This is a genomic window from Gordonia sp. UBA7860, from assembly GCF_002500165.1.
GTDB lineage: Bacteria > Actinomycetota > Actinomycetes > Mycobacteriales > Mycobacteriaceae > Gordonia > Gordonia sputi.
The window spans coordinates 57,264-84,154 of the sequence record NZ_DLSO01000030.1; the positions used below are offsets into that span (position 1 = coordinate 57,264).

Below are 26,891 nucleotides of genomic sequence, written 5' to 3' on the forward strand. Positions count from 1 at the left end.
GGTCACTCGTTGTGATCCTTGGGCCAGTCGCCCTCAGTGATCAACTCTTCGAAGTTCTTGAGGAGATGCGGATTGAGCTCGTCCTCGACCGCCTTCTCGTAGTTGCCGTTCCACTTGGCGAACCACTTCTCGTCGCGATCCATCAGATAGATCGGCCAGCCGTGCGTGATGATCAGTTCGTCGGAGTACAAATCCGTCGACCCGTCGTCACGCATGTACCAATACTTCTTGCCTGAGTCGTAGAACGCGGCCAGTTCCTCGGCCGTCACGAAGTATGTGCCGTCTGCCTGCCTCATGGCGACGATCCTACGGAGTTGGGCAGGCCTGCGGGCAGGACTCGACACACGGGCAAAGGCCGGTGGTGGCGAGTTCGGGCGCCGACAGGGCACGATTGGTATGCGCGGGTCGCCATGAGTCCACCTCCGCCATGACAGGTCCGTGATCCTTGTTCGCCCAAGAGTGTTGTTTCCCAGGTAGTTGTTTGTGCAGAGAGGTCTCGTGTGTCAACCGTGCTGATCGACGTTGAGCAACTTGCCGACGCCATGCTCTCCGACACCCCACCGGTCGTGCTCGACGTCCGGTGGCAACTCGGCGACGCCGACGGTCACGCTCGCTACCGCACCGGACACATTCCGGGAGCGGTCTATGTCGACCTCGACTCCCAACTCGCAGCGCCGCCGTCGCCAGAGGCCGGGCGGCATCCGCTACCCGAGATCGACGCGCTGACCGAGGCGGCGCGTTCGTGGGGCATCGACGACACCTCACCCGTCGTGGTCTACGACGACAACGGCAACCTCGCAGCCGCTCGCGCCTGGTGGCTACTGCGATGGGGCGGCCACCCCGACGTCCGCCTTCTCGACGGCGGTCTGGCCGCATGGCGCGATTCCGGCATGCGGTTGTCGAGTGGAGACACACCCGTTCGGCCCGGAAAAGTCACGCTGCAGGCGGGATCACTGCCGGTCGCCACGATCGACGACGTCGCGGCGCTCGGTTCCGATGACTCAAGGGCAGTCCTCGTCGACGCGCGGGCAGCCGAACGTTATCGCGGCGAGGTCGAACCCATCGACCCGCGCGCGGGTCATATTCCAGGCGCGATCAGCCTTCCCACCAGCGAGAACATCGACGCGTCCGGACGTTTCCGCGCCGCGTCGGAGCTGCGAGAGCGGTTTGCACAGGCGGGCGTCACGGACGGATCGGCGGTCGTCGCCTACTGCGGTTCGGGTGTGAATGCCGCACACGAGATCGCCGCCCTGGAGATCGCAGGATTGTCCGGGACTCTGTACCCCGGCTCGTGGTCACAATGGTCGGCCGACCCTGCGCGTCCAGCCGAGATATGACCGAACTGGGACCTGAACACAATCGAATTCGACGAATGTAGTGCGAGAACAGGGTGACACTGGTCACGAACGCGTGCAGAAGGCAGCGCGGCTCCGACCTCCATCACGATGCATAGCTCTGAGACGTCAACGACTCAGAGTTCACCACCGGGTTACGTCCGGCCCGACGAACGAAAAGAGTGAGTAGATGCGCGATTTCCATTGTTCCAACTGTGGGCAGCAGCTGTCCTTCGAGAACACCGTCTGTCTCAATTGCGGACACAACCTGGGATTTCACCTGCCCAGCCGCACGATCCAGGTACTCGACGACGACGAAAAGGGCACCGTCGATGGGGCGACGATCGTCCGCTGCGCCAACAACCTTCCCGCCGCCTGCAACTGGATGGTAGAGGAGGGGCCGGATCTGCCCGCGCTCTGTGAGTCGTGCCGGTTGACGCGCACCAGGCCGTCGGATTCCGACGAACAGGCCATGGCGGCCTTCGCCGAGTCCGAAGCCGCAAAGCGTCGAGTGATCTACGAGCTCGACGAACTCAAGCTCCCGATCTTCGGGAAAGACACCGACCCGGAGACCGGACTCGCGTTCGATCTGCTGTCGAGCCGCGATCAACCGGTCACCACCGGGCACGCCGATGGTGTGATCACCCTCGACCTCGCCGAGGGCGACGACGTGCACCGTGAGCGACTGCGCGTCTCGATGGACGAGCCGTACCGCACGTTGATCGGACACTTCCGTCACGAGATCGGGCATTTCTATCAGATGGTCCTCGTTGGTGACGGCCCGAACCTCGAGCGGTACACAGAGCTCTTCGGTGACCCCAATACGAGCTACCAGGACGCGATCGATCGTCACTACAACGACGGCCCGCCGGAGGATTGGGAACAGGACTACGTTTCCTCGTACGCAACGATGCATCCGTTCGAGGACTGGGCCGAGACGTTCGCTCACTACCTGCACATCCGCGACACGCTCGACACCGCAGCCGCTTTCGCGCTGGCTCCCGCGGGTGCGACGTTGGAGGCAGATCTGCCGGGCAAGGTGGGTTTTGAGCGGATCATCGACTGGTGGCTGCCGTTGACCTGGGCGCTCAATCAGATCAATCGGTCGATGGGGCATCAGGACCTCTACCCGTTCGTGCTGCCGCCCAAGGTGCTCGAGAAGATGGAGTTCATCCACGAGCTCATCACCTCCGACGACCACGCGGTGGTCGCGCAGTAGTCATGTCCGAGCCGGTCCTCTGCGAGGTCGACGGGTCGATCGTCACCATCACGCTCAACCGGCCCGAAGTACGCAACAGCTTCGACGGGCCGACTGCGCACGCACTGCGGGCGGCCTTTCACCGATTCGACGACGATCCCGATCTCAAGGTTGCGGTACTCGCAGGCGCGGGCGGGACTTTCTGTGCCGGAGCCGATCTCACGTCGGTCGGTGATCCGTCGCGCCGCAACGACCTCGACGCCGACGGCGGCGGAGACGGTCCGATGGGGCCGACGCGCATAGCGTTGTCCAAGCCCGTGATCGCGGCGGTCAGCGGGTATGCGGTAGCCGGTGGATTGGAGTTGGCACTCCTCGCCGATCTCCGTGTGGTCGAAGAGGACGCGACGCTCGGCGTGTTCTGCAGACGGTGGGGTGTACCGCTGATCGACGGTGGGACGGTCCGCCTACCGCGCATCGTCGGCCTCGGTAGGGCGCTCGACCTCATCCTCACCGGAAGACCGGTCGACGCCGAGGAAGCCTTGGCGATCGGGTTGGCCAATCGGATTGTGCCGCATGGCGAGTCGCTGGACGCTGCGCGTGAACTCGCACAGCAGATCGCGCAGTTCCCGTTCGAATGCGTGCTCGCCGACCGTGCGTCGGTGTACGCGGGACTCGACCTTCCCCTCGGCGACGCGCTCTGCGCGGAGGGGGCGGCAGGCGTACCCATCGTCGAACGCGAGGGTGTCGCCGGTGCAGCGCGCTTCGCGGGCGGGGCAGGGCGTCATGGCAGCTTCTCGAGCGGACCACGATCTAAGCGCGGCGACGGGACCTGTTGATCGTTGCCGAACCGAGGACGGCGAGGGACACCGCCACGGCGAACGGAACCGCAGTGATGAAGAGGCCGAAGTCCGGTATGCACAATTCGACCTCGGGGCCACAGGTGAATTCGCCGCTGAATGCGCGGATCTGAACTATGGAATACGCGAGCGTGAGCGCCCACATGAGTGCAAAGGGGATCGTCGCGGCAACACTGCGGCCAGAGACGCGCAGTAGCACGGTGCTGGCCAGCAAGAGTCCTGCAGCAACGGCCGCCTTCGTATGAAAGTCCGCAACGAGGCGCACCGAGTCTGTGAAGGATTGTGTGTTGGATCGCAAGTAGTACACAGCTCCTACCCACGGAACCACGACGGTCGCGACCACGTGCACCACCTGCCACACCCGACGTGAGGTGCGCGGCAGGTCATCCATACGCGCATGGTGTCACACGACGTCGTCGTCTCGGCGCGCCCGTGGTCGGGTGACACCGCGATGGTCAGTTGGGTGGCCTCACCGGACTCGCCACGTGGCAAATCTAGTAATCAGTGCGAACGCAACCCTTGGAAAAACTCTCCACCTGCACTGAACTGGTGTAGTTGCGCCTACGGCGCGCCACCTGACGGCGCTCGACGCCCGGATGTGTCGATCGACGAGATGCGTCGATGGAGGAGAGAGGCTTTACGTGAGCTCCCTGAAGTTCCACTGGTTCCTGCCCACCAACGGTGGTGACAGCCGCAACGTCGTCGGAGGTGGTCACGGCGTCGCTGCCGAAGCCGCGGGTCGACCGGCGTCGGTGCAGTATCTGGGACAGATCGCGCGCAGCGCCGAGCAGCTCGGCTTCGAGGCCGCGCTCACTCCGACGGGCGCCTGGTGCGAGGACGCGTGGGTCAGCACGGCCATGATCAGCAGCCTCTCCGAGCGTCTGAAGTTCCTCGTGGCATTCCGCCCGGGGATGACCGCGCCGTTCCTGGCCGCGCAGATGGCCGGGACGTTTCAGAATCTCTCCGGTGGTCGACTCCTGCTCAACGTGGTCACCGGCGGTGAGGACGCCGAGCAGCGGATGTTCGGCGACTTCCTCGACAAGAAGCAGCGCTACGCCAGGGCCGACGAGTTCCTGGAGATCGTGCGACGGCTCTGGACCGGCGACACGGTGAACTTCGACGGTCAGTACCTCTCCGTCGAAAACGCGGTGTTGCACCAGATCCCGGATCCGTTGCCGCAGATCTACTTCGGCGGCTCGTCGCCCGAAGGAATCGCGGTGTCGGCGAAGCATGCCGACGTCTACCTCACCTGGGGCGAGCCGCCAGAGGCCGTGGCAGAGAAGATTTCTCGTGTCCGTGCCGCCGCGGAAGAGCAGGGTCGCGAACTGAAGTACGGAATCCGGTTGCACACCATTGCGCGGGACACCTCCGAAGCCGCGTGGGCCGAAGCGGATCGCCTGCTGGCCAACATCTCCGAAGACGACATCGCGCGCATCCAGGCGGGGCTGAAACGCTCGGCGTCGGAGGGGCAGCAGCGCATGCTCGCGCTGAACAAGGGGTCCAAGGACGGGCTGGAGATCTACCCGAACCTCTGGGCGGGCGTCGGCCTGGTGCGCGGCGGTGCGGGAACCGCAATGGTCGGCTCCTTCACCGAGATCGCCGACCTGATCGAGGCGTATCACGAGGTGGGGATCGACGAATTCGTGCTGTCGGGCTACCCGCATCTCGAGGAGTCGTATTGGTTCGGGGAGGGTGTGCTTCCCGAGCTCACCCGTCGCGGACTGTGGGAGCACCCCGCTCCTGTCGCGGTCAGCGCATCGGTTCCGTTCGGGTCGCCCGCACCGCTCAAGCGGGTGTCGGCGTCGTGACGACTGCGGTCGTCGTCGGCAACCCGAAACCAGGTAGCAGAACACTCGGCGCCGCAACATATCTGGCCGCGGAACTGTCGGGTTCTGAACCCGATCTGATCGTCGACCTGGCAACACTTGGTTCGACGATTCTCGACTGGGGCGACGAGTACGTCAACGATCTCGTGTCACAGGTCGGCCGGGCTGATCTCGTCGTATTCGCCAGTCCCACATACAAAGCCGCATACACCGGTCTGCTGAAACTGTTCCTCGACCGCTTCGCCGGCGGGACAGGACTCTCCGGCATCGCGATTCCGCTGATGCTCGGCGGTAGCCCCGCACATTCACTCGCGCCGGAGCTCACGTTGCGCCCCGTGCTCACCGAGATCGGTGGCACGGTGCCGGGACGTGGACTCTACGTCATCGATTCCGCATACGACGACCCTGCCGCATACGCCGAATGGCTCACTGCGACAAAGCCGATCGTCACGACATTGCTGAAGGCAGGCTCATGAGCGAACCGCGTTCAAATGAACTCCCGACCAACGAGCTGCATACCAATCAGGATCTCGATCCCGCGCGGCTGCGTAAGGCATTCGGCATTTTCCCGACCGGTGTCGTCGCGGTTGCCGCAGAGGTCGACGGCCAGTTGACCGGCCTCGCCGCAAGCTCGTTCACCAGCGTCAGTCTCGACCCGCCGCTCGTGTCGGTCTCGGTGGCGTCGGGGTCCAAGACGTGGCCGGATCTTCGACGCGCAGCACACCTCGGCGTCACAATCCTTGCCGACCACCAGGGTGCCGCCTGCCGGCAACTCGCCGGAGCGGTCGAGCACCGATTCGACGGCATCGCGGTGAAGGCATCCGACGAGGGCGCGGTCACCCTCGACGAGGGACTGGCTCATTTCGATTGCACCATCTACCGCGAGGTCGAGGCGGGCGATCACATCATCGTGCTGCTCGAGCTGCACGGCGTCGACCATCCGGAGACCGGAAATCCGCTGATCTTCCATCGCAGCGGGTTCGGCAAGCTGGCGCAGGTCATCTAGGAAGCTACCCGAGAGACGCGAGGAACGTCTCGGCGATCGATTCGAGACCCGCCTGATCGTCGGCTCCGAAGCGGTGGGTGACCGGACTGTCGAGGTCGAAGACCCCGATGAGTTCGCCGTGGTGCACCAGCGGCACAACGATTTCCGACCGACTGTCGGCGTCACAGGCGATGTGGTCGGGGACGGCGTGCACGTCGGCGACGCGTTGCGTGATGCGGGTCCGTGCGGCAGCCCCGCAGACGCCGCGATCCAACGGGATGCGTACGCAGGCAGGTTTTCCCTGGAACGGGCCGACCACCAGCTCGTGGCCGTCGAAGAAGTAGAAGCCAACCCAATTGACCTGTGGCAGAGCCTGATAGACGAGCGCCGACAGATTGGCAGCATTGGCGACGCGATCGGATTCGCCATCGATGAGTGAGCGTGCGGCGTCGGTGAGCTCGGCGTAGTCGATCGCGGGGCGGCCGGTAGGCGGAAAGTACTCGGTGCTCATCTCACCACTTTGCTCCTGTGCGCAGACTCATTGCCAGACCCGCGATCACACTGGGTTTGTGACATCGTCACACCCGGCACGTCAGTTCCATCGTGTCTGATCCCTTCCCGGGAAAGTTCAGACTCACATAACCGTTGCCGGGGTCGCGCACGTAGGCGAGGTAGTCGATGAGATCGGGACTCTCGGTGTTGTCGGCGAGAACGAGTGCACCAGAGGGCAACTGGTCCTCAATCAGCCGGAACACAGGGAGATACAGGCCCTTCCATCCGTCGAGGAAGGCGAACCCGATCTCACCGGACACCGACTGCAGCGTCTCGAGGGCGTCACCGTCGAGGATGGTCACGACGTCGTCGAGTCCTGCGTCGGCGAACGTGGTCGATGCAGCGGTGACCTTCTTCTCGCTGAGTTCTGTCGTGTAGACGTGTCCGACTCCGTTGTCGCGCACTGCGGCGGCAAGATGCAAGGTCGAAATCCCGTAGGACATACCGAATTCGACGACGGTGGTCGGTCGGGCGGCGTGCACCAACGAGTACATGAGGCGCGCTCCCGTGGGAGACACGGCCATGTACCGGTCTTCGGCAGCTTTCGCCTGTTCGGCGGCTGTGCTCGATTCGAGAGGCCCGCGCGGGCCACCGGGCGAGAAGCCTCCGGTCAAGGATCGGGCGTTCTCGTAGAGAGTCGAGACGATTCGGGCGACGGGGTCGGTGTCGAGGGTCGAGGCCATACGACCACGGTAACCACGGCACGTGGCACCGGCCTGTGAGACGACTGTGGCCGGGAAGCATGCGCTTCCCGGCCACGATATCGCCGTGCCACTGGCGAAGTCGCCGCGTCACCGACGATGTCGCCGCGTTACTGGCGAACGGCGCGTCCGCGAATGGCGAGGTATCCGGCGATCAACACGATCGCGACGATGACACCTACGATGAACGGGATGACCTCCCAGCCGCCGTTCGAGTTGCTGTAGCCCAGCTGGTAGGTCAGCCACGAGCCTATGAGCGAACCGAGCACGCCGAGAACAATGGTCATGATGATGCCGATGTCCTGCTTGCCCGGCATGAACAGCCGAGCGAGCGCACCGATAATCAGGCCGACGACGATGGCGCTGATGATTGTTCCGATCACAAGAAACTCCTCCGTTGGAGGGGCCTGTTCCCCCTTGGACGATCCACGACTGCTTCATGGACGGAGTGTCGACTCATCGACGTATCCGTAAAGGCCCCTGAGTCAACGTACGGCCGCGGAACGGCTATACGGTTCTGCGCAAGCCGCGTCGTGATCCAATCGCAATGTCGGACGAACGACCCATCTCGGGCGTCACTTTTCGGTGTCGACGTATGAGGACTCGACGGCAGCGGAGCAGACGCTCTCGACGTGCGACGACTCAGTGGCGGTGTCGCCTCAGATGCACCAGGTGTGTGTCGCGTTCGTCGTTGACCCACGCGTAGTAGAAGCCGATGAGGATTCCGCCGCCGACGAAGTTGCCCAGCAGCACGGTCCCGAGATTGCCGAACACCAAACCGATCGGTATGCCGTGTTGGAATCCGACGATCATGAACAACACGGTGTTGGCCACGGAGTGCTCGAAATCGAGGAACGCGAAGACGAAGACGGCGGTGATCATCGCCATGCATTTCGCGATGTCTTCGGTCAGATAGCCGTTGTAGACGAGCAACATCGCGAGGTTGATCATGAAGTTGCAGAGCACCGCGCGGATGAACAGGTCGAGCCAACCGCTGAATCCGTTACTGAGATAGCCCGTCTTGACGTCGACCGCGTGCACCATCGCGTTGAGTACCGGGCCGTCGAGAAGTGTTGTGCCACGCAGCATCACGGCGATCAGCAGGCCGCCGAGGATGTTGCCGAGGTAGCAGAACAGCAGGATGCGCATGATCAGGACGGGTGTCACGCGTCGGTAGTACGCGCCGACCGAGACGATCATCATGTTCGAGGTGAGCAGCTCGGACTTGGTGTAGTAGATGAACACCAGCGCCCAGCCGAAGGCGAGCGCACCGATGAGCTTGCCGACCGCGTGCAGTTGCCCTGGCGGATCGGTCATCGTGTCGAATGCGGCGACGATCGTGTAGTTGATGACGTAGAAGATCGCGATGATGATGCCTGCCATCGCGGCGCGCTGGATGAACCGGCGTCGCAGATGGCCGGTCATCTTCTTGGACTCGAGCACGTCGAGCGTGGTGCTGATGAAGAACTTGCCCGGGAAGAGCTTGTTCACATCGAACTCGGGGTCGCTCATGTGTCAACGGTTCCACAGCGCATGGCCGGGCGCCCGTTATACGTACACAACTGCGACCTCAGCGCGAGGCCATCGAAATTATTGTCGTGGCCTCGCGCTGACGACCGAGTTGTGTACGTACCTCGTCGAGGGTTGGGGTCAGTCGGCGAGAGTCGCGGTGTCGATCACGAATCGGTACCGCACATCGCTGTCGACGACACGGTCGTAGGCGGCGTTGATCTCATCGGCGCTGATCTTCTCGATCTCGGCGCCGATGCCGTGTTCGGCGCAGAAGTCGAGCATCTCCTGGGTGGCAGGAATGCCCCCGACCATCGAACCGGCGATCGAGCGGCGGTTGGCCAGCAGCGAGAATGCCTTGATCTCCAGGGGATGCTCGGGCACCCCCAGTTCGACGAGGGTGCCGTCGATGGCCAGCAACCCGAGGTAATCGTCGAGGTCGAGATTCACCGACACGGTATTGATGATGAGGTCGAACTCTCCGCGCAGGGTGCGGAAGGTCTCGGGATCCTTGGTCGCGTAGTAGTGATCGGCGCCAAAGCGTTCGCCGTCATCCTTCTTCGACAGGGTCTGACTCAGGACGGTCACTTCGGCGCCCAGCGCATGGGCGATCTTGACTCCGATGTGTCCCAGGCCGCCGAGACCGATGATCGCGACCTTCTTGCCGGGGCCGGCTCCCCAGTGCTTCAACGGCGCATACAGCGTGATTCCCGCGCACAGCAGCGGTGCCGCGACGTCGAGGTCGACGCCCTCGGGGATCTTCAGCACGAAGTCCTCGGTCACCACGACCTGTTGCGAGTACCCACCGTGGGTGAACTCGCCCTCGTAGGTCTTCGAGTTGTAGGTCTGGACGACGCCCTTGGTGCAGTACTGCTCGTCGCCGTTCTTGCACGCGGCACACTCACCGCACGAGTCGACGAAGCACCCGACGCCGACGCGATCGCCGACCTTGTGCCTTGTCACCTCATCGCCGACAGCGGCGACCGTTCCGGCGATCTCGTGTCCGGGCACGACGGGGTAGGTGGTCCCGCCCCACTCATTGCGGGCGGTATGGATGTCGGAATGGCAGATCCCGGCGAAGGCGACGTCGATCAGGACGTCCTTCGGGCCGAGGTCTCTGCGCTCGATGGTTGTCTTCGAAAGTGGCGCATCGGGAGCTGTTGCCCAGAAAGCATTGACGGTTGTCGTCACTGTGTTCCCTCTCCGGCGTCCGCGGAATCCACGACGATCTGCCGGTGCCGCGGGCACCTCACCACATCCAGCCTGCCGACGTATTGCCGAAAGCGCATGCGACTGTGTCGGGTGACACGCCCGCGCCGAAAAGGGACCGACTTGGTTTTGTCACAGACAACCTGACTAGCATTCGCGTGTGACCGAATCGCCGGAGAAGACGACAGCTGCGCTGCCCAACCGTCGATCCGACGACCCGAATAATCGCGCACGACGCCTCTCACCTGGGACGACGTCGATCGTTGCTGTCGTGGCGGGTCTGATCGCGATTGTTGCGGCAGTACTCACGCCCTTCCTCCCGGTCACCACGACGACCGCAACCATCACCTGGCCGCAGGGCCAGAAGCTCGGTGCGACCAACGCCGACATCACCTCCCCGCTCGTCGCGCAGATGGCGCAGGATCTCGACGTCACGATTCCGTGTTCGCTCATGCGGTCTGCGCCCACGGATGCGTCGTCGACGATCCTCACGACGATGCCGCCCGCGGCGAAGAACCAGCGATCCTCTGCGCTGAACGTGACGGCAGACGCGAACGCGGTGACGGTGACGATGCGTGGCGACACCGTCGCGTCCGCTCCGCGCGCCGACGTCGCGTCGGATCGGTGCACGCAGCTGCACATCTTCTCGTCGGCGGCGGGTTCGGGCGCACGCTTCGTGGGACTCGGACCTGCACAGACGGCGCCGGAGGCCGACCGGCCGCAGGTGGCGGGCCTGTTCACCGACATCCCGACGTCGACGATCACGTCGACGCCCGGCCTGTCGGCGCGCATCGTCGTCGACGATCGGTTCGATTCGAGTCCGTCGGTCATCAAGTGGCTCGTGATGATCGTCGGCGTGCTTGCGGCGATCGTCGCACTCGCGGCGCTCGCACAACTCGATCGCATCCACGGCTACCACCGACGGGTCGGTGGGGTGCGGTGGTTGGCGCTGCTGCGTCCGCGCGTCACCGACATCGCCGTGACCGCCATCCTGATTGTCTGGCACTTCCTCGGAGCAGGCTCGTCCGACGACGGCTACATCCTCAACATGGGTCGGAACGCGGAGCACGCGGGTTACCTGGCCAACTACTACCGCTTCTACGGCATCCCCGAGGCGCCGTTCGACTGGTATTACGACTTCCTCGCGCACTGGTCGTCGGTGTCGTCGACGGGTGTGTGGATGCGCATCCCGTCGTTGGTGATCGGATTGGTGAGCTGGTTCATCCTCAGTCGGGTGCTGCTCCCGCGGCTGGGGCGTGCCGTCCGCACGTCGCAGTGGGCGATGGTGACCGGCGCCGCGGTCTTTCTCGCGTTCTGGCTGCCGATGGCCTCGGGTCTGCGCAGCGAGGGCGTCGTGGTGCTCGGCAGTCTGCTGACCTGGTGGGGCGTCGAGCAGGCCATCGCGACCCGGCGCATGTTGCCTGCCGCGGGAGCGGCCTTCGCCGCCGCTCTGACCCTTGCCACCGCGCCGACGGGTGTCATCGCGGTCGCACTGCTGATCACCGGTGCGCGGCCGATGCTCAAGATCCTTGTTCGACGACGCCGCGAATCGGGCCTCGCCTCCCTTCTGCTTCCCCTGTTGGCGGCTCCGGCGATCGTGGTGATCATCGTGTTCCGCGACCAGACACTCGCGTCGGTGTTCGAGGCCATCCGGGTGCGCTATACCGTCGGGCCGACGCTGGCCTGGTACCAGGAACTCCTGCGGTACTACTTCCTGGCGGTCAACACGCGCGACGGCTCGCTGGTACGCCGGGTGCCGGTGCTGTTGCTGCTGGTCTCGCTGTTCGTGGTTCTCGCGATCATGCTGCGGCGCAAAAAGATCCGTGGAGTCGACAGCGGACCGGTCTGGCGCGTCACCGGGGCGGTACTGATCACGATCGGGCTGCTCTCGCTCACCCCGACCAAGTGGACCATTCAGTTCGGCATCTTCGCGGGCCTCGCCGCGGCGCTCGCTGCGGTCGCCTGTGTTGCGATCGGCCAGGTGGCGCAACGTAATACGCGCAACCTGTCGATCCTGATCGCAGGTCTGCTCGTCGCCTGCGCGGCCGCGGCGGCCGGATACAACGCGTGGCCGTGGTCGTACGACTTCGGGATCTCGTGGTTCGACAAGGCACCAGTGGTTGCGGGACTGCAGGTCTCGTCGATGTTCCTGGTGCTGGCGGTGATCGCACTCGTCATCGCGGTATGGCAGCACCTGCGCCTCGACTACGTCGCCGACACCGGACTGCACCACGACGCGGGCAAGCCGCCCAAGCGGTGGCGAACCGGCATCGCGTCGTCGCCCATCGCCGTCATCGCGGTGATCATCCTGCTCGCGGAACTCGCGGTGTTCGCCAAGGCCGCAGCGGCTCGCGCCGACACCTACTCCGTGTTGAAGGGCAACGTGCACGCGGTCACCGGGGGTTGCGGGATGGCCGATTACGTTCTCGTCGAACCCGATTCGAACAAGGGCAGTCTCGCTCCGGTCGACAACGCCTCGGCGTCGAAGGCACTGGAGGGCACCTCGCGGGGCTTCTCGCCCCAGGGGGTCGCCGACGACCTCACCCCGGAGGCGGATTCGATCAAGCCGGGTACCCAGAACACCTCGGCCGATCTCTCGAAGACCTTCGTCGTCGCCGGTGGTGCGCCGGGCACGACGGGCGGGCGCGGACCAGAAGGGGTCAACGGCAGCACCGCGGCACTGCCGTTCGGACTCGACCCCGCGACGACCCCGGTGATGGGTAGTTACGCAGCCGATGGCCAGGCATCGCTGACGACCGACTGGTATCGACTGCCCGCGCGCGACTCGTCGCCGCTGATCGTCATCACGGCGGCAGGCGCGCTGGCCTCGACCGATCCCGACGGGGTCACGACGTACGGGCAGTCGCTGCAGGTGGAGTTCGGCGTCGAGCAGGACGGAAAGTTCCAGCAGGTCGGTGCGGCCGTGCAACCGATCGACGCCGACCGCAAGGCGAATCGGCCGTGGCGCAACCTGCGTATCCCGATGTCGTCGGTGCCCGCTGGTGCGACCGCGATGCGGATCGTCGCCACCGACAACAACCTCGATCCCGACCAGTGGCTCGCGGTGACACCGCCGCGTGCTCCCGAGTTGAAGACGTTGCAAAACGTCGTCGGGTCGTCGGACCCGGTGCTCGTCGACTTCGCGGTCGGTGCGGCGTTCCCGTGCCAGCACCCGATGGATGCGTCCAACGGCGTCAACCAGATTCCGCAGTGGCGAATCCTGCCGGAGCTGGCGGTAGCGAATTCGCAGTCGAAGACGTGGATGGCCACCGTCAACGGTGGACTGCTCACCACGGCGGAAGCGCTGACGACGCCGTCGACGATGGCGACGTATCTGAAGAACGACTGGTACCGCGATTGGGGCAGCCTGCAACGGTTGTCGCCGTTGGTGCCAGAGGCGGTGCCTGCAGCGGTGAGTACCGGAACGTCGACCAGGTGGGGCTGGAGCCGTCCCGGAGCAATGCAGGTGGTGCCAGAAGATGATGAGTGAGACGCCGGTGAACGCAACGGGGAAAGACGACGACAAGCCTGCCGACAACGGCGCGGGCGGATCGGTGTCGTCGAGGTCGGCCGATCGGATCAGGATCGCCAAGATCGTCGCGGTGGTCGCGGGGCTCATCGGCATCGTGATCGCGTTGCTGACCCCGTTCCTGCCGGTCAACTACACCAAGACGGAACTGACCTGGCCGCAACAGAATTCGGTCGGCAGCGTGGCGGCGCCGAGCGTCTCGTTCTCGCCGGTGTCGATGGACGTGTCCGTCCCGTGCTCGCTCGCCAAGAGTCTGCCGGCGTCGGGCGGCGTGATCGTCTCGACGGTGCCGTGGAACGGAACCGATGCCAACAAGGTCGGCTTCTTCATCCGCGCCACCCGCGACTCGCTGCAGTTGACGCAGCGAAACATCGTGTTGCTCAGTGCCCCTCGAAGCGCGGCCGAGAATTCACCCGGATGCCGCGTCGTCTTTCACGCCGACACCGACGGCGCCGCAGGCAAATTCGAGAATCTCTCGACAACCGACACCGGTCTGGGCTCATTCGACCTGCGCGACGCGACAGCACGACCGCAGATCATCGGTGTGTATTCGCAGTTGCCGCAAGACGCGCCGACGGAAGGCCTGTCGTTCCGCGCCACGCTGGACACCCGGTTCGCGTCGACCCCGACGACGCTGAAGTTCTGGCTGCTGGTGATCGGCGTCGTCATGACGATTGCCTCGATGCTCGCGCTGGCCGTGCTCGACGCCCGTGACGGGCGCGGCGTCCACAAGCTCTTCCCGCAGGGGTGGTGGCGACCGCGCTGGGTCGACGCCTTCGTCACGCTCGTCCTGCTGATCTGGTTGTTCGTCGGTGGCAACACGGCGGACGACGGTTATCAGGTCACCGTCGCCCGAGTCGCCCGCAATGCCGGCTATCTCGACAACTACTACCGGTACTTCGGTGTGCCGCAGGACCCGTTCGGCTGGCACTACCAGTACCTCTCGCTGTGGATGGAGGTGAGCACGGCGACTCCGTGGCTGCGCTTGCTGCCCTTCCTCTACGCGGTGGTCGGCTGGTGGCTGATCAGCCGCGCCGCCATCCCGCGACTGGGCTACGCGGTTCGGACATCGCAATCGGCGATCTGGGCTGCCGCGCTGGTGTTCCTCGCGGTGTGGATGCCGTTCAACAACGGTCTTCGTGTGGAACCGATCATCGCCGTCGGCACGCTCTTGGCGTGGGTGCTGGTGGAGCGGGCGATAGCCACCGGACGGTTCTTCCCGTTGACGCTCGCGATCGTGGTCGCGGCGTTCACGCTCACGATCCACCCGACCGGCGTGATCGCTGCCATCCCGCTCATCGCGGGAATCCGACCGCTGTTGAAGCGTCTGATGATCAGGCGACGACGAGACGGCTTGTGGCCCATCCTCGTACCGATTCTGGCGTCGGGACTCGTGGTGCTCTACGAGATCTTCGCCGACCAGACGCTCGCCACGATTCGCGAAGCGATCAGGGTCAACTCCGCTGTCGGTCCGACCAACAAGTGGTGGGAGGAGGGCATGCGTTACTACATGCTCATGAATCCCACCGCCGACGGTGGCATCGCGCGCCGCTTCGGTGTGCTCATCACCTTCGTGTGCCTGATCGTCGTGGTGGTCATGCTGCTCAACCGTCGACGGTTGGCGGGCATTGCGTCGGCTCCCACGTGGCGGTTGGTTGCCACGGTGGCGGGGACTGCTGTGATGATGGCCTTCCTGCCGACCAAGTGGACTCACCAGATGGGTGTGTATGCCTGCATCGCAGGCGCTTTGGCCGCTGTCGCAACCGTGTGCGTCGACCGCGCCGTGATGCGTCGACGGCGCAACCGCACGCTCTTCGCCGCGGCGTGCGCCTACGTTCTCGCGCTGGCGTTCTCCGGACGTAACCAGTGGTGGTACGTCGGCAGCTACGGAATCCCCTGGCGCGATGCCGTTCCCGACGTGAAGGGGATTCCGGTCTGGGCGGTCATCCTCACGGTCGCGGTGTTGTTGACCATTCTCGGTCTCTGGCAACACTTCCGCGACGACTACGTCTCCGACGACATTCGACGCGGTGAGGAGCGGGTATCGAAGAAGCGGTGGACGGCCTGGCTGCGTTCGCCGTCGATCATCGTCGTATCGGTGATCATGCTGCTGTTCACCCTCGTCTCCTTCGCGAAGGCGGATTGGACACAACGTAATTCGTGGTCATGGCTGAGTTCGAACGTCGCGGCGGTGCGCGGTCAGCCGTGCGCGCTCGCCGACTCGGTGCTCGTCGAGAAGGACGTCAACTCGGCCTTGCTCGCACCTGCACGTGTTGCGGGACAGAACAATCCGTCGCCAGGAGCAGCGCTCGCGGGTGCCGGTGCGACCGGTTTCGACCCGAACGGCGTCGGATCCGACCTCTCTGACGACGGCACCGAATCGGACTCGTCAACGGGGACATCGTCGGCCGAGGTCGACCGGACACAATCAGATGCGACCGATCAGACCGGCACGGACAGCGGTAGTCCGTCGAGCGACACCGCGGGCGGCACGACGTCGACCACCGGCGTCAACGGCTCGAAGGTGAAGCTGCCGTTCGGGCTGTCGCCGCAGCGCACGCCGGTGCTCGGCACCTACGGATCACCGTCGGGCACAGGCAGTCTGACATCCGATTGGTATGAGCTACCCGCGCGCAACTCCGACGCTCCGCTCATCACCATGTCGGTTGCCGGGCAGATCGAATACGTCGACGACCTCGCCGTGACGCGTCCAGGACAGCAAGTCCGCCTCCAATTCGGCCGCGTGGGTCCGGACGGGTCGGTGACACCTGCGGGGATCATGATCCCGATGGACATCGGCGGTGCACCCGCGTGGCGCAACCTGCGGTTCCCGCTCGACGGTGCCCCGCAGGGCGCGACGGTCGTGCGTGTGCTGGCGCAGGACACGTCAACCAATCCCGACCAGTGGCTCGCTGTCACACCTCCTCGTGTCTCGAAGATGGTGACGCTCAACGACCTCGTGGGTAGCGAAGCGCCCGTGATGATCGACTGGGAGGCCGCGCTGGCGTTCCCGTGTCAGCGTCCCGCACAGGTGTACAACGGTGTGCTCGAAACACCGGAGTGGCGGATCTCGCCCGACCGCGAGGGCGAGCGGGTCAACTCGCAGCGCTGGATGGCGGGGACCGCGGGCGGTCCGCTCGGCATCGTCGAAAACGAGATGCGCCCAACGGTGTTGCCGTCGTATCTGCGCAACGACTGGGCCAAGGACTGGGGCATGTTGCAGCGTCTCACTCCGCTTGTGCCGCAGAAGCCAGCAGAGCTGACGGTGACAACCGATGTCCACAACGGACTGTGGTCGCCCGGACAGATCCGCGCCGTGGGCTTCTGAGGTCCGTCGGTTTTTGGGGCCCGTCGGTTTCTGGGGCCTGTCGCGAGATCAGGCGGCGCCGATGTCGGCGGCCGGGGCGTTCGGGGTCTTGCGGCCCCGAACGCGTCGCTCGAAGAGGTAGACGGCGATACTCACCGCGGACCACATGGTGAGCACCAGGAACGGCCAGACATGTTGATGCCCACGGAAATACACTGCGGTGTGCAGTGCGTTGACCGACGCGCCGGGCGGCAGCCAGCCGCCGATGGTCGCGATCACCCTGGGTAGCAGCGGCCACGCGACCGAGCCTCCCGATGAGGGATTGCCCAGCAGTACCATGACCGCCCACGTCGGCAGGATTGCCCAGCGTCCGAACATCGCGCTGAACATCGTGAAGATCATGCCGCAGGTGAACATGGTCAGGGCGAGGATGAGCCATACCTCGAGCACCGGCAGCGTCAGCGCACCGATGATCCAGTCGATCATGGCGCAGATCGTGAAGCCACCCAGTAGCGAATACAACGCGGTGAATCCGATTCTCTCCCAAGGCCGCAACTTGTTGGCGTGTACACCGAGTTGGATCGCGCCGACGAATCCGATGATGACCGCGGCGAGCATCATGTAAAAGATGGTGAGTCCGTGCGGATCTCGCGGTTGTAGCGGGTTGGCGTCGCGAATACTCACGCGGTACCCGGTCCCGGCGGCGGCACGCGGCATGCTCTGTTCGAGTAGTTGGGCGACCGTTGCGCCGGATGCACTCGACAGGTCGACGTCGATGGTGCGTGCCGTGGTGTCGATGTCGACGACCGCGAAGACCTGCTGGTTCTGCAACTGTTCCATGGCCTCGGCGTGCGTCGACAGGTGCCGTACCTCGACGGAACTCCCGAGTTCATGTGCGAGCCGTGCCTCGACATCGGCCGACTGCGGCGGTGGCAGGGTGCCGACGACCGCGATCGGCACGCGTTCGGGTTTCGGGTTGGCCGTGGAGTAGGTGTAGGAGCCGACAAACAACGCCGCGGCGATACCCAGGATCACCACGATCACCAGCGCGGGCGCGAACCGAGAGGTGCGGACGGTGTGCCAAGCCCTGCGGAAGTCATCTGAGGTGCGCACGCTTCAAGGCTATTCGTTGGTCGGATAGGCTGCGGAGAAGCTGATCGGATCGACGCGGAGGTAGGCCCATGACCAGTGCCTATGATTTCACGGCAACGGACATCGACGGCAATACCGTCGACCTCGACGAGTATCGGGGGCGGCCTCTGCTGATCGTCAACACGGCGTCGAAGTGCGGTTTCACCCCGCAGTACAAGGGACTCGAACAACTCAGCAAAACCTACGCCGAGAGCGGACTCGTCGTACTCGGGTTCCCGTGCGATCAGTTCGCTCACCAGGAGCCGGGCGACGAGACGGAGATCAAGAACTTCTGCTCGCTCACCTACGACGTCAGCTTCCCGATGTTCGCGAAGGTCGACGTCAATGGCTCCGCCGCGCATCCGCTCTTCGCGTGGCTAGGCGAGCAGAAGTCGGGCGTGCTAGGCAATCGCATCAAGTGGAACTTCACCAAGTTCCTCGTGAACCGCGACGGTCAGGTCGTCGACCGCTTCGCACCGACCGTGAAGCCGGAGAAGCTGACCGGAGACATCGACAAGGTGATCTGAGAACGGGAACCGCTGTGTGGTCGTTGTGCGCCGTGTGACCGCCGTCAGCCCAGCCACACAGACCGCGCCCCGGAATCGCCGACGCGCACGACCATCACCAGAGCGCCAAGCGCCACAACGATAGTCGCCACCGCGAGCGCGACTCGCAGCCAACGATGCGAGCGCACCGAGGCCGCAGCGGGCACACGTCGTGCGATGGTGTCGTCGTACATCGCCCAGGCGAGCACGACCAGTACGAAAAGCGCTGCGACCCAATAGAGCATCTGGTCGCCGAGCTCGGTATGCAGGTGCAGTGTTTCTGAACGCGGCACCTGCTTCTCCAATGCCTCACCCGCGGAAGTGGTGAGCGGAGTGATGGCCATCGCGACAACCGCGACCGCCGGCGTGAACCAGCCGAGCCGTCGGCGTGCTGCCGGCCATACGCTCGCCAGGATCGCCAGAACGGCCGTCAGGGGAATCGCCACCACTGCAAGGTGAACAAAGAGTGGGTGCGCGGGCAGTCCTGCGATCGTGTCCATCGCACGAGTGTGACGGCCGGTCGCTGAAGGAGCGCTGAGAATGCGTCGGCAAACTCATCGAGTGCAGCGATTCAGTCCGAGAAGCGATGATCTCCGACGCCGAACCAGACCTGCGCGGCCGATCGCATCCGCTCGGGAAGGTAGGTGTACTCGTGCGGCTCAGCGCCCGCCGCACGAGCCGCGGATTCGAGGTGATCGCGCAGGCGCCACACCAGTGCCGGATGGGTCGCCGGTCCGACGTCGAGCGCCTCCTCGACTGCAGCCGTCGACAAGCCGAGTTCTGCTGCGAGCGTAGCGGTATCGAGGTCGGCGAGGTCGAGATCCGCGCGCAGCTCCGCGCTGTGACGCGGCGCTGGTGTTCGTTCAGAGACATGGTGGTCGTCTCCTTTGTCGCGGGCCGGTCTGTGACCTGAGAGTCTATGAAATCCACGCCATACAACGAAGCGACGGGCGTATGGTCTGCCGAAACGGAGCCTGGAAGGGGAGACGATGAGCGAGCGGCTGGCGGGCAAGGTTGCATTGGTGAGTGGCGGCGCGCGGGGCATGGGTGCCGCGCACGTGCGCGAGATGATCGCAGAGGGCGCGCGCGTGGTCGCCGGTGACATCCTCGACGACGAGGGCAAGGCACTCGCCGGTGAACTGGGCGACGCGGTGCGCTACGTCCATCTCGACGTCACAGAGCCCGATGACTGGGACGCCGCTGTCGCGCTGACGGTCGAGACCTTCGGGCGCCTGGATGTCTTGGTGAACAACGCCGCGATCGTGAACTTCGGCCTGTTCGAGGACTATTCGCTCGACGACTGGCGCACGATTCTCGACGTGAACCTGACCGGAGTATTTCTCGGCATCAAATCTGTTGTGCCGCAGATGAAGGAGGCCGGTCGCGGTTCGATCGTCAACATCTCGTCGATCGAGGGTTTGGCGGGGACGATTGCCACTCACGGCTACACGGCGTCGAAGTTCGGTGTGCGTGGACTCACCAAGTCGGCTGCGCTGGAGTTGGGTCCAAGCGGCATTCGGGTCAACTCGGTACATCCGGGCTTGATCAAGACGCCGATGACGGAGTGGGTGCCCGACGACATCTTCCAGACCGCACTCGGTAGGGCAGCAGAGCCGTCCGAGGTGTCGAAACTTGTTGTCTACCTTGCCTCTGACGAGTCGAGCTACTCCACGGGGGCGGAGTTCGTCGTCGACGGCGGTGTGGTTGCGGGATTGGCGCACAAGGACTTCGGGGTAGTCGACGCGTCGGAGGGTGACGGCTGACCTCACATGGACGCGAGCTTCCTACGAAGAAACGAGCGCAGTGACTCGTTGAATCGTTGCGTGGTAGGTGCTTTGGGCACAAGCTGATCGAACGCGTGGAAGGCGCCGTCGGCGACCTCGACATCGCAGTCGACGCCTGCCTCACGGAGTCGGCGAGCGTAGTCGAGTGTCTCGTCGTGGAACAGATCGCAGGTTCCGACGCCGAGCCACGCGGGTGGCAGACCGTCGAGATCTGCGCGGCGTGCGGGTACGGCCTGCTTCCTGTCCGCAGCGCCGAGGTACAGATCCCACCCCCGCTGATTGTCACTCTCGGACCAGAGCACGTATCGACGTCCCGTTGGCGTCGCAGCGGTCCGGTCGTCGAGCATCGGGTACACGAGAACCTGTGCGGCAAGCGGGATATCGCCACGATCGCGCGCCAGTAGTGCGAGCGCCGCGGTGAGGCCGCCGCCCGCGCTGGCACCCCCGATTGCGATGCGATTGCTGTCGACCCACGGCTGCTCGGCCAGCCAGGCGAGCGCGGTGTAGCAGTCTTCGAGCGGTGTGGGATAGGAGAATTGCGGTGCGAGCCTGTAGTTCACGGCAGCCACCGTGATGCCGGTGGCGTCGGCGAGGTCGCGGCAGTAGATGTCATCTTGTCCGGCGGAACCGAGCACGTACCCACCGCCGTGGATCCACAGCATTGCGGTGTCGGTGTTCTGTGCTCCGGTTGGACGGTGCAGGCGAATCGATATCCCCGGCGCGATCGCGACCGTCGGGACGCCGCGCAGGCGTGCCAGCGGCACACCGCCGAGTCGTAGGACAGCTTGCGGCATGTGTCGCAATCCGATTCCGCGAGGAATCCAGCGTGCGGTGCGTCGTAGGTCTGGAGCGATGTCGTCGATCGTCATCGACTGGACTATACATTTTCGGAAAAGTGTCTACATCGACTGTGATCTGTGCCACGATGAGCCCGCGAAGGGAGTGGTCATGTCCACATTTGACACAGTCGTTCGAGGTGGCCGGTGGTTCGACGGCACGGGGGCGCCCTCGGCGATCCGCGACATCGGTATTCGCGACGGTCGTGTGGCCGCGATCAGTACCGAGCCGCTCGACACCGACGGCGCGCAGGTCGTCGACGCCGAGGGTGCATGGGTGACGCCGGGACTGATCGACATCCATACGCACTACGACGTCGAGGTTCTCGACACCCCGGAACTGACCGAGTCGCTTCGCCACGGAGTGACAACGGTATTCATCGGATCGTGCTCGCTGTCGACGATCTACGTCAACGGCGAGGAGGCGGGCGACCTCTTCGGGCGCGTCGAAGCGATCCCGCGCGACCACGTCATCGCCGCGGTGGACGAGCACAAGGACTGGTCGTCGCCGAAGGAGTACGTCGAGCGATTGGAGAGTCTGCCGCTCGGGGCGAATCTGGCTGCGTTCATTGGACATTCAGACATTCGGACGTCGGTGATGGGTCTCGATCGTGCCACACGATCGGATGTGCGACCCACACACGCAGAGCAGGCGCGGATGGAGGAAATGCTCGGCGACGCACTCGTCGAGGGATTCGTCGGACTCTCGTCGCAGCAGCTCAAGTTCGACAAGCTCGACGGCGTGACGTGTCGGTCACGAACGCTGCCGTCGACGTACGCCAAACCCAAAGAGCTGCGCCGACTCAAGAGCATGCTGCGGCACGGTGGCCGCGTGCTGCAGTCGGGACCCGACATTCAGAACCCGCTCAATCTGGTGTCGCAGATGGTGCAGTCGATCGGCTTCGGGCGCCCTGTGCTCAAGACGTCACTGCTGTCCGCTGCGGACGTGAAGTCGAACGAGAAGGCGCTGATCCTGATGGACCGGCCCACCGCGCTCATCAACCGGCTGGGCGGCGACTTCCGCTGGCAGCATCTGCCGGTACCGTTCGAGGTTTACGCGGACGGTATCGATCTGGTGATCTTCGAGGAATTCGGTTCCGGCGCAGCAGCATTGCATCTCCGTGACGACATCGAACGAGATGCGCTGATCCAAGATGAGGAGTACCGGCGCCGGTTCCGCAAGGATTACGAGCAGAAGTTCGGCATCAGGGTGTGGCACCGCGACTTCTTCGACGCCGACATCGTCGCGTGCCCCGACGAGTCGGTCATCGGAAAGTCGTTCGGCCAGGTCGGACTCGATCGCGGCGGACTCCATCCGGTTGACGCCTTCCTCGATCTCGTCGTCGAGCATGGACGTGAGATACGTTGGCGCACAACCATCTCGAATCACCGTCCGGAAATGCTCAAGAAGATCGCCACTTGGCCGACAGTCCAGATGGGCTTCTCCGACGCGGGCGCGCACCTACGCAACATGGCCTTCTACAACAGTGGACTGCGCCTGCTCCGCCATGTTCGCGACGCCGAGCAGGCCGGAAAGCCGTTCATGAGTACCGAATACGCGATCCATCGGCTGACCGGTGAGGTCGCCGACTTCTACGACATCGACGCGGGGCACCTGCGTGTCGGAGACCGCGCCGACCTCGTCGTGATCGATCCCGTACACCTCGACGAGCAGCTCGAAGCGTACGGCGAGGCGCCGATCGAACAGTTCGGCCAGATGCCGCGCATGGTGAATCGAAACGACGACGCGATCAGAGCCGTCATCGTGAGTGGGCAGACCGTGTTCGCCGACGGCGAGTTCGCGTCGTTGGTGGGCACGACGCGCACGGGAAGCTTCCTGCGGGCCGGGCACACCACGCCGCCGACAATCGCGCCGCCGACGACGACAGCTGAGCGTGAACTGATCCGGTCGAACTGAGTGCTGTCGAACTGAGTGCTGTCGAATTTAGTGCGACCTGCGCCATACGCCTCGAAAGTCACTGTTACGTATAGGTGCGACAGCGGTTTGCGTCGCATCTCCACCGGCAGACGTCAGTACTCAGAAGTCGCCAGGCTTTCAGTGCGGTGACCCCCTCCCGCGTGCAACGATCGGAGCATGGCCGATACAAGCACCGCACCCGACAGCATCCTTGAGGCCGGTACCACCGCGCCCGATTTCACCCTCAAGGCGACGCCCGATCAATCGCTGAGCCTGTCCGAACTGAAGGGCAACCCCGTTGTCCTCGTCTTCTATCCCGCCGACTGGAGTCAGGTGTGCGGCGACGAACTCGCCGTGTTCAACCAGTCGCTGCCTCTGCTGCAGGAGTACCGCGCGGTACTCCTCGGCATCTCGGTCGACAGCGCGTGGAGCCATCAGGCGTTCAAGGAGTCGCGCAAGCTCGGCTACGACCTGCTTGCCGACTACAACCCCAAGGGTGCGGTCTCGAAGGAGTACGGCGCGTACGACGAACAGGCCGGATGCTCCAAGCGCGCGCTGTTCGTCGTCGACGCAGACGGTGTCATCTCGTGGAGCTACCTGTCGCCGATGGCCATCAACCCGGGTGTGAACGGGGTTCTCGACGCCCTCGAAGCCCTCAAGAACAAGAACGCGTGAGGAGCCGACCATGCCGCTGACCCAACCCGTGGGATCCGACGACTACATTCTAGGACCGTCCGACGCCGCTCTCACACTCGTCGAGTACGGCGACTATCAGTGTTCCTACTGCGGGCAGGCCTATCCGATCGTCAAGCAGATCCAGCGCACCTACCCCGACTCGCTGCGGTTCGTCTTTCGTAACTTCCCGATTCCCGAGATCCACCCGGAGGCACTTGCAGCCGCGGAGTTCGCCGAATACGCCGGTAGCCAAGGCAAGTTCTGGGAGGCGCACGACGCGCTGTATGAGAACCAGGATCAGCTCGGCGACGCCTTCTACCGCGAGTTGGCGTCGAGTCTCGGACTGAACGCCGCCGCAGCGGAGGCTGCGGTGAGTGCGCAGCAGTTCGGTGATCGTATCCAGGGTCAGATCAACAATGGACTCCGCAGCGGCGTCAACGGCACACCCGCCTTCTTCATCAACGAGCAGTTCTTTCCCGGACCCTTCACCGAACTCCCCGACGTGCTCGAGCAGATCTTCGCGTCGGGACGCTGACACGCCCAGGCAGTTGCTCGCCCAGGTAGTAGTTCGCTCAGGCAGTAGCTGCGGTCGCGCGCAACGCGGCCAGTACACGCGAGTTGCTGAACGCGTCACCGACGGTGATCCGGACGCCGTGACCGGCAACGGTTTTCACCGCAACGCCGCAGGTGCCGAGCAGCGAGCCGAGTGCCAGTCCGTCCGCGCCGGGTAGATAGACGAAGTTGCCCTCACTACCCGCAATGGTCGACGCACCTATCGCGTGCAGTTGCACGGAGAGCCGATCACGCGCGGCGCGCATCGCCTCGACCCGGTGCGCGAGTGCGGTCGTCGCGGCCAATGCCACCGGCACCGCGGCTTGGGCCGGCGCACTCACCGCGAAGGGGATCTCGAAGCGACGGACCCCCGACATCAGCCGCTCATCACCGACGCCATATCCCACCCGCAGAGCCGCGAGACCGTGTGCCTTACTGAAGGTTCGGACGACCACCAGGCGGGGATGCAGTGCGATCAGCCGGTGCAGATCTGGTGCGGCAGTGCTGAACTCGATGTAGGCCTGATCGAGAATGACCGCCACGTGGTCGGGTAATGAAGTCAGGAACGCGTGTATTTCGCGTTCGTCGACGACCGTACCCGTCGGGTTGTGTGGTGAGCAGACGATCACTGCGACGGTGGCCGCGGTGACGGAGGTGCGCAGCGCGTCGAGGTCGACGCCGCCGAAGCGATCGAGCGGCACGCCGCGAAAGTCCATGCGCAGCAACTGCGCGAGGATGGGGAATCCGTCGAATGTCGGGGTCGCGGTCACCAACTCGGGCACGACGCCCCCGTGTTGGTCGAGAGCTGCCTGCAGTGCTTGGAAGATCACTCCTGTTGCTCCAGCGCCGACGGTGACCATGTCGTCGGACACGCCCAGATGGTGTGCGATGACACGACGGGAACCGTGCGGTGTGAACTCCGGGTAGCGGTGCGCCGACAGCACCTGTTCATGGAGCACCTCGGCGACGGCAGGCAGTGGCGGATACGCGGATTCGTTGAGATTGAGTCGAATCATGTTGTCGGCGAGCACTAGTGACGATCCGACCAACGAATCGCTGCCGCTCCGGCGAAATCTCCCGCGTGGGCGAACGCCGACATCATGACGACGTCACCGGGCTGGATACGCCCGTCGGACACCGCGGTGTCGAGGGTGATCGGGAGTCCGACGCCGAACAGGTTTCCGCACTCGTCGAAGGTGTCCGGGTGTCGCTCGGCGGGGAGTTCGAGCGCCTCGCGCCAGTTGCGTAGAAAGATGCGGTTCGGCTGGTTGGTGATGAACCAGTCGAGGTCGGACGGCCGGATGTCGATGGAGTCGGCCACTTCGATGGCGGCGGCGGGGACCATGCGATTGCCGCGCGCGAGAACCTTGGTGATCTTCGCTTCGGTGAAGCCGATGTGGATCTCTCCGGTGCCTGCTTCCCAGTATCGACGGTCGGGTTCTGCGACCGATGTCATGTCGGCCGAGTACTCGCCGTACGAGTGGGTGACAAGTCCGAGGACGGGGGAGCCTGCCGGATCGTCGAGGCTCACCAAGGCGGCTGCCGCGCCGTCACCGGGGATCGCGGCCTGTGCCTTGCCGCGAACCTGCTCCTGGGTGAAGATCTGGGATGCGCTGTTCTGCGCCAATCCCAATAACGCCTTGCCGCCGCCCGCCGCTGCGAGAAGCGCAGCAGCGATATCGATCATGTGGATGAACGCGGCGCAGCCGCCGTTGTGGACGTCGAGGACCGTGGTGGGTCGCAGACCGAGACGGTCGGCGAGTTCGCCACCGCATCCGCGGACCGGTACCTCGGGAAGTTGGCTGTGCGTCAGGACCACAGTGACGGCGTCGAGGTAGGCGTCGCCATGCCTCTCCGTGAGAGTTCTTGCGGCAGAGACCATCATGTCGGCCGACGTCTCGCCTTCGGCCGCGTGATGTCGGAATGCGGGCGCCGAGAACATGATGTTGTCGGCGAGGTCGTCGTTCTCGGCGAACTGGCTGAAATAGGATGCCGGAACGCGATTCTCGGGCAGATATCCCGCAACGTCGGCGAGGACGACGGCGGGTGCAGTCGGGTTGATCATGAGCGCATCCAATCGGGGGTGAGGGGCAGATTGTTGGCGTGGCGGTACTCGGCAATCGCCGTGAGGTTGTTCAGTTCGAGCTGGTGTCCTGCGGCGAACATGTCCCAGAAGTCGCCGACCCAGACCGGCCGGTCGGCCGGTGCCGTTTCCGGGTACGGATTTCGCTCATAGAACGGATGTCGGCAATTGGTCCACAGCACCACCGAACCCGGCTTATCGAGCACGACCTGTGCGTCGACCACGCGCATCAGGTAGATCATCCACAGGTGTTTGCCCTGATCCCACGCGCAGTGATAGTCGACGGTCATGGCGTCGGGATTCGCGACCGTCCGCGTGTAGATGTCGGTGGCGTCGCCGAGTCTGTCCGCCGCCAGCCAC

Annotated in this window: 26 protein-coding genes and 1 pseudogene; 13 read left to right on the forward strand and 14 right to left on the reverse strand. The window is 64.4% G+C overall.

The features are described 5' to 3' along the window. Positions 1-2: 2 nt before the first annotated feature. Positions 3-296 (reverse strand): hypothetical protein, encoded by a 294-nt coding sequence (locus B3T59_RS04500; RefSeq protein ID WP_005201837.1) that lies wholly within the window; start codon positions 294-296, stop codon positions 3-5. 204 nt (positions 297-500) lie between these two features. Between B3T59_RS04500 and B3T59_RS04505 the strand changes: the two genes are divergently transcribed. The 3 genes from B3T59_RS04505 (at position 501) to B3T59_RS04515 (ending at position 3,368) form a co-directional block, all read left to right on the forward strand. Continuing rightward, positions 501-1,337, forward strand: a complete 837-nt coding sequence (locus tag B3T59_RS04505) for a sulfurtransferase (protein WP_197502439.1) — start codon at positions 501-503, stop codon at positions 1,335-1,337. Positions 1,338-1,524: 187 nt separating this feature from the next. Continuing rightward, positions 1,525-2,553, forward strand: a complete 1,029-nt coding sequence (locus B3T59_RS04510; protein ID WP_064864504.1) for a zinc-binding metallopeptidase family protein — start codon at positions 1,525-1,527, stop codon at positions 2,551-2,553. Between the two features lie 2 nt (positions 2,554-2,555). Next, the gene (locus B3T59_RS04515; RefSeq protein WP_251722763.1) at positions 2,556-3,368 is read left to right on the forward strand and encodes a crotonase/enoyl-CoA hydratase family protein; all 813 of its coding nucleotides are present in this window, start codon (positions 2,556-2,558) and stop codon (positions 3,366-3,368) included. On the opposite strand, the gene B3T59_RS04520 is transcribed toward B3T59_RS04515, so the two are convergent. Continuing rightward, positions 3,343-3,780, reverse strand: a complete 438-nt coding sequence (locus B3T59_RS04520; protein ID WP_251722764.1) for a hypothetical protein — start codon at positions 3,778-3,780, stop codon at positions 3,343-3,345. The two genes, B3T59_RS04515 and B3T59_RS04520, sit on opposite strands and share 26 nt — an antisense overlap. Before the next feature lie 205 nt (positions 3,781-3,985). Here B3T59_RS04520 and B3T59_RS04525 point away from each other — a divergent pair, with 205 nt between their 5' ends. The 3 genes from B3T59_RS04525 to B3T59_RS04535 are packed head-to-tail and all read left to right on the forward strand — an operon-like array spanning position 3,986 to position 6,221. Further along, positions 3,986-5,197, forward strand: a complete 1,212-nt coding sequence (locus B3T59_RS04525) for an LLM class flavin-dependent oxidoreductase (protein ID WP_251722765.1) — start codon at positions 3,986-3,988, stop codon at positions 5,195-5,197. Then, complete coding sequence (locus tag B3T59_RS04530) at positions 5,194-5,691, forward strand: NAD(P)H-dependent oxidoreductase (RefSeq protein ID WP_251722766.1); 498 nt, start codon at positions 5,194-5,196, stop codon at positions 5,689-5,691. Before B3T59_RS04525 ends, B3T59_RS04530 begins: the two co-directional genes overlap by 4 nt. Next, positions 5,688-6,221: a flavin reductase family protein gene (locus B3T59_RS04535; RefSeq protein WP_251722767.1), complete on the forward strand. Its 534-nt coding sequence runs from the start codon at positions 5,688-5,690 to the stop codon at positions 6,219-6,221. The genes B3T59_RS04530 and B3T59_RS04535 overlap by 4 nt, the downstream gene beginning before the upstream one ends. A 4-nt stretch (positions 6,222-6,225) precedes the next feature. Here B3T59_RS04535 and B3T59_RS04540 read toward each other — a convergent pair whose 3' ends face one another. From B3T59_RS04540 to B3T59_RS04560, 5 genes are all read right to left on the reverse strand, one after another. Then, positions 6,226-6,711 carry a GAF domain-containing protein gene (locus B3T59_RS04540; RefSeq protein ID WP_251722768.1) on the reverse strand — a complete coding sequence of 162 codons (486 nt, stop codon included), beginning with the start codon at positions 6,709-6,711 and terminating at the stop codon, positions 6,226-6,228. A 67-nt stretch (positions 6,712-6,778) separates the two neighbouring features. Next, positions 6,779-7,435, reverse strand: a complete 657-nt coding sequence (locus tag B3T59_RS04545; protein ID WP_251722769.1) for an O-methyltransferase — start codon at positions 7,433-7,435, stop codon at positions 6,779-6,781. Between the two features lie 128 nt (positions 7,436-7,563). Then, entirely contained in the window at positions 7,564-7,836 is a 273-nt protein-coding gene (locus B3T59_RS04550) for a GlsB/YeaQ/YmgE family stress response membrane protein (RefSeq protein WP_251722770.1), read from the reverse strand. A gap of 259 nt (positions 7,837-8,095) precedes the next feature. Further along, on the reverse strand, positions 8,096-8,965 hold the full coding sequence (locus B3T59_RS04555) for a formate/nitrite transporter family protein (RefSeq protein WP_251722771.1): 870 nt from the start codon (positions 8,963-8,965) through the stop codon (positions 8,096-8,098). A 138-nt stretch (positions 8,966-9,103) separates the two neighbouring features. Beyond that, a complete protein-coding gene (locus B3T59_RS04560) occupies positions 9,104-10,153 on the reverse strand; it encodes an NAD(P)-dependent alcohol dehydrogenase (RefSeq protein ID WP_251722772.1) in 1,050 nt (349 codons plus the stop codon). Positions 10,154-10,331: 178 nt separating this feature from the next. Here B3T59_RS04560 and B3T59_RS04565 point away from each other — a divergent pair, with 178 nt between their 5' ends. Both B3T59_RS04565 and B3T59_RS04570 read left to right on the forward strand, forming a co-directional pair. Next, positions 10,332-13,661, forward strand: coding sequence for an arabinosyltransferase domain-containing protein (locus B3T59_RS04565; RefSeq protein ID WP_251722773.1), 3,330 nt, complete (start codon positions 10,332-10,334; stop codon positions 13,659-13,661). Continuing rightward, entirely contained in the window at positions 13,651-17,028 is a 3,378-nt protein-coding gene (locus tag B3T59_RS04570; protein ID WP_251722774.1) for an arabinosyltransferase domain-containing protein, read from the forward strand. The genes B3T59_RS04565 and B3T59_RS04570 overlap by 11 nt, the downstream gene beginning before the upstream one ends. Before the next feature lie 48 nt (positions 17,029-17,076). On the opposite strand, the gene B3T59_RS04575 is transcribed toward B3T59_RS04570, so the two are convergent. Further along, positions 17,077-18,120 (reverse strand): hypothetical protein, encoded by a 1,044-nt coding sequence (locus B3T59_RS04575; protein WP_064864485.1) that lies wholly within the window; start codon positions 18,118-18,120, stop codon positions 17,077-17,079. A 68-nt stretch (positions 18,121-18,188) separates the two neighbouring features. Here B3T59_RS04575 and B3T59_RS04580 point away from each other — a divergent pair, with 68 nt between their 5' ends. Further along, positions 18,189-18,665, forward strand: coding sequence for a glutathione peroxidase (locus B3T59_RS04580; protein ID WP_251722775.1), 477 nt, complete (start codon positions 18,189-18,191; stop codon positions 18,663-18,665). Positions 18,666-18,709: 44 nt separating this feature from the next. Here B3T59_RS04580 and B3T59_RS04585 read toward each other — a convergent pair whose 3' ends face one another. Together B3T59_RS04585 and B3T59_RS04590 are read right to left on the reverse strand one after the other, a co-directional pair. Next, entirely contained in the window at positions 18,710-19,183 is a 474-nt protein-coding gene (locus tag B3T59_RS04585; protein ID WP_064864482.1) for a DUF2231 domain-containing protein, read from the reverse strand. A 71-nt stretch (positions 19,184-19,254) separates the two neighbouring features. Beyond that, positions 19,255-19,788: a DUF2316 family protein gene (locus tag B3T59_RS04590; RefSeq protein ID WP_308204779.1), complete on the reverse strand. Its 534-nt coding sequence runs from the start codon at positions 19,786-19,788 to the stop codon at positions 19,255-19,257. On the opposite strand from B3T59_RS04590, the gene B3T59_RS04595 reads away from it, so the two are divergent. Beyond that, positions 19,673-20,446, forward strand: coding sequence for a glucose 1-dehydrogenase (locus B3T59_RS04595; RefSeq protein ID WP_287001585.1), 774 nt, complete (start codon positions 19,673-19,675; stop codon positions 20,444-20,446). The two genes, B3T59_RS04590 and B3T59_RS04595, sit on opposite strands and share 116 nt — an antisense overlap. Positions 20,447-20,448: 2 nt before the next feature. Here the strand turns inward: B3T59_RS04595 and B3T59_RS04600 are convergent, their stop codons facing one another. Further along, a complete protein-coding gene (locus B3T59_RS04600) occupies positions 20,449-21,336 on the reverse strand; it encodes an alpha/beta hydrolase (protein WP_251722778.1) in 888 nt (295 codons plus the stop codon). 79 nt (positions 21,337-21,415) lie between these two features. On the opposite strand from B3T59_RS04600, the gene B3T59_RS04605 reads away from it, so the two are divergent. The 3 genes from B3T59_RS04605 (at position 21,416) to B3T59_RS04615 (ending at position 24,431) form a co-directional block, all read left to right on the forward strand. After that, on the forward strand, positions 21,416-23,221 hold the full coding sequence (locus B3T59_RS04605; protein ID WP_251722779.1) for an N-acyl-D-amino-acid deacylase family protein: 1,806 nt from the start codon (positions 21,416-21,418) through the stop codon (positions 23,219-23,221). Between the two features lie 177 nt (positions 23,222-23,398). After that, a complete protein-coding gene (locus B3T59_RS04610; RefSeq protein WP_005201795.1) occupies positions 23,399-23,896 on the forward strand; it encodes a redoxin domain-containing protein in 498 nt (165 codons plus the stop codon). 10 nt (positions 23,897-23,906) lie between these two features. Beyond that, complete coding sequence (locus tag B3T59_RS04615) at positions 23,907-24,431, forward strand: DsbA family protein (protein WP_287001586.1); 525 nt, start codon at positions 23,907-23,909, stop codon at positions 24,429-24,431. A gap of 37 nt (positions 24,432-24,468) precedes the next feature. Here B3T59_RS04615 and B3T59_RS04620 read toward each other — a convergent pair whose 3' ends face one another. The 3 genes and pseudogenes from B3T59_RS04620 to B3T59_RS04630 all read right to left on the reverse strand — a co-directional run. Continuing rightward, on the reverse strand, positions 24,469-25,479 hold the full coding sequence (locus B3T59_RS04620; RefSeq protein ID WP_287001587.1) for a pyridoxal phosphate-dependent aminotransferase: 1,011 nt from the start codon (positions 25,477-25,479) through the stop codon (positions 24,469-24,471). Beyond that, a complete protein-coding gene (locus B3T59_RS04625) occupies positions 25,479-26,513 on the reverse strand; it encodes a 3-oxoacyl-ACP synthase III family protein (RefSeq protein WP_287001588.1) in 1,035 nt (344 codons plus the stop codon). Before B3T59_RS04625 ends, B3T59_RS04620 begins: the two co-directional genes overlap by 1 nt. Beyond that, positions 26,510-26,891: pseudogene (locus B3T59_RS04630) on the reverse strand (SRPBCC family protein); the annotation flags it as partial. The gene B3T59_RS04625 and the pseudogene B3T59_RS04630, both read right to left, overlap by 4 nt.

What these genes read in the sequence shown, in the direction of transcription:
- B3T59_RS04500 (WP_005201837.1), bottom strand. Translation starts at nt 296, where the DNA reads ATGAGGCAGGCAGACGGCACATACTTCGTGACGGCCGAGGAACTGGCC.
- B3T59_RS04510 (WP_064864504.1), top strand. Translation starts at nt 1,525, where the DNA reads ATGCGCGATTTCCATTGTTCCAACTGTGGGCAGCAGCTGTCCTTCGAG.
- B3T59_RS04515 (WP_251722763.1), top strand. Translation starts at nt 2,556, where the DNA reads ATGTCCGAGCCGGTCCTCTGCGAGGTCGACGGGTCGATCGTCACCATC.
- B3T59_RS04520 (WP_251722764.1), bottom strand. Translation starts at nt 3,780, where the DNA reads ATGGATGACCTGCCGCGCACCTCACGTCGGGTGTGGCAGGTGGTGCAC.
- B3T59_RS04525 (WP_251722765.1), top strand. Translation starts at nt 3,986, where the DNA reads ATGTGTCGATCGACGAGATGCGTCGATGGAGGAGAGAGGCTTTACGTG.
- B3T59_RS04535 (WP_251722767.1), top strand. Translation starts at nt 5,688, where the DNA reads ATGAGCGAACCGCGTTCAAATGAACTCCCGACCAACGAGCTGCATACC.
- B3T59_RS04540 (WP_251722768.1), bottom strand. Translation starts at nt 6,711, where the DNA reads ATGAGCACCGAGTACTTTCCGCCTACCGGCCGCCCCGCGATCGACTAC.
- B3T59_RS04545 (WP_251722769.1), bottom strand. Translation starts at nt 7,435, where the DNA reads ATGGCCTCGACCCTCGACACCGACCCCGTCGCCCGAATCGTCTCGACT.
- B3T59_RS04555 (WP_251722771.1), bottom strand. Translation starts at nt 8,965, where the DNA reads ATGAGCGACCCCGAGTTCGATGTGAACAAGCTCTTCCCGGGCAAGTTC.
- B3T59_RS04570 (WP_251722774.1), top strand. Translation starts at nt 13,651, where the DNA reads ATGATGAGTGAGACGCCGGTGAACGCAACGGGGAAAGACGACGACAAG.
- B3T59_RS04580 (WP_251722775.1), top strand. Translation starts at nt 18,189, where the DNA reads ATGACCAGTGCCTATGATTTCACGGCAACGGACATCGACGGCAATACC.
- B3T59_RS04585 (WP_064864482.1), bottom strand. Translation starts at nt 19,183, where the DNA reads ATGGACACGATCGCAGGACTGCCCGCGCACCCACTCTTTGTTCACCTT.
- B3T59_RS04595 (WP_287001585.1), top strand. Translation starts at nt 19,673, where the DNA reads ATGAGCGAGCGGCTGGCGGGCAAGGTTGCATTGGTGAGTGGCGGCGCG.
- B3T59_RS04590 (WP_308204779.1), bottom strand. Translation starts at nt 19,788, where the DNA reads ATGTCACCGGCGACCACGCGCGCGCCCTCTGCGATCATCTCGCGCACG.
- B3T59_RS04600 (WP_251722778.1), bottom strand. Translation starts at nt 21,336, where the DNA reads ATGACGATCGACGACATCGCTCCAGACCTACGACGCACCGCACGCTGG.
- B3T59_RS04605 (WP_251722779.1), top strand. Translation starts at nt 21,416, where the DNA reads ATGTCCACATTTGACACAGTCGTTCGAGGTGGCCGGTGGTTCGACGGC.
- B3T59_RS04610 (WP_005201795.1), top strand. Translation starts at nt 23,399, where the DNA reads ATGGCCGATACAAGCACCGCACCCGACAGCATCCTTGAGGCCGGTACC.
- B3T59_RS04615 (WP_287001586.1), top strand. Translation starts at nt 23,907, where the DNA reads ATGCCGCTGACCCAACCCGTGGGATCCGACGACTACATTCTAGGACCG.
- B3T59_RS04625 (WP_287001588.1), bottom strand. Translation starts at nt 26,513, where the DNA reads ATGATCAACCCGACTGCACCCGCCGTCGTCCTCGCCGACGTTGCGGGA.